Raw genomic sequence first — 1,003 nt, forward strand, 5'->3', positions numbered from 1 at the left:
TCGGCTGCACCGCCGCCGTCCGCGACGTCTCCTTCGACGTGCGCCGCGGTGAGGTCTTCGTCGTCATGGGCCTGTCCGGCTCCGGCAAGTCCACCCTCGTGCGCTGCCTGACCCGGCTCATCGAACCCACCTCCGGCGGCCTGTCCATCGACGGCGAGGACGTCCTCGCCATGGACAAGCAGCGACTGCGCGCCCTGCGCCGGCACCGCGCCGCCATGGTCTTCCAGCACTTCGGCCTGCTCCCGCACCGCACCGTGCTCGACAACGTCGCCTACGGTCTGGAGATCCAGGGCGTCCCGCGCGCCGAACGCCGGGCCCGCGCCGCCGAGGTCGTCGCCAAGGTCGGTCTCGAAGGCCTGGAGTCCCGCCGCCCCGGCCAGCTCTCCGGCGGCCAGCAGCAGCGCGTCGGCCTCGCCCGCGCCCTGGCCGTCGACCCCGAAGTCCTCCTGTTCGACGAGCCGTTCAGCGCGCTGGACCCGCTCATCCGGCGCGACATGCAGGAGGAGGTCGTGCGCCTGCACCGTGAAGAGGGCCGCACGATGGTCTTCATCACGCACGACCTCACCGAGGCGCTGCGCCTCGGCGACCGCATCGCCCTCATGCGCGACGGGCGCATCGTGCAGCTCGGCACTCCCGAGGAGATCGTGGGCGCCCCCGCCGACGACTACGTCCGCGCCTTCGTCCGCGACGTCCCGCGCGAGCAGGTCATGACCGTGCGCCGCGCCATGCGCCCCGCGGACAGCGACGAGGCCGGCCGCGGTCCCGCGATCGCCCCCGAGGCCACCGTCTCCGAGGCCATCGAGGCCGTCGCCCGCTCCGGGTTCGCCGTGCGCGTCATGGACGAGGGCCGCTGCATCGGCGTCGTCGACCACGAACGCCTCATCGACGTGGTCGCGGGGACGTCCACGGAGGCCGGTTCCGGTTCCGAGGCCGAGGCCGGTTCCGGTTCGGTTTCCGGTTCCGGTACCGAGGCTGGTGCTGGTGCTGGTGCTGGTGCTGGTGC

At 73.2% G+C, this 1,003-nt stretch carries 1 protein-coding gene; it reads left to right on the forward strand.

The window, feature by feature from the left end; genetic code table 11:
- Positions 1-1,003: betaine/proline/choline family ABC transporter ATP-binding protein (locus GTW43_RS15710; RefSeq protein ID WP_237536617.1), on the forward strand; the 1,003-nt coding region annotated here is incomplete at both ends.

It is taken from the genome of Streptomyces sp. SID5785, from assembly GCF_009870065.1.
GTDB lineage: Bacteria > Actinomycetota > Actinomycetes > Streptomycetales > Streptomycetaceae > Streptomyces.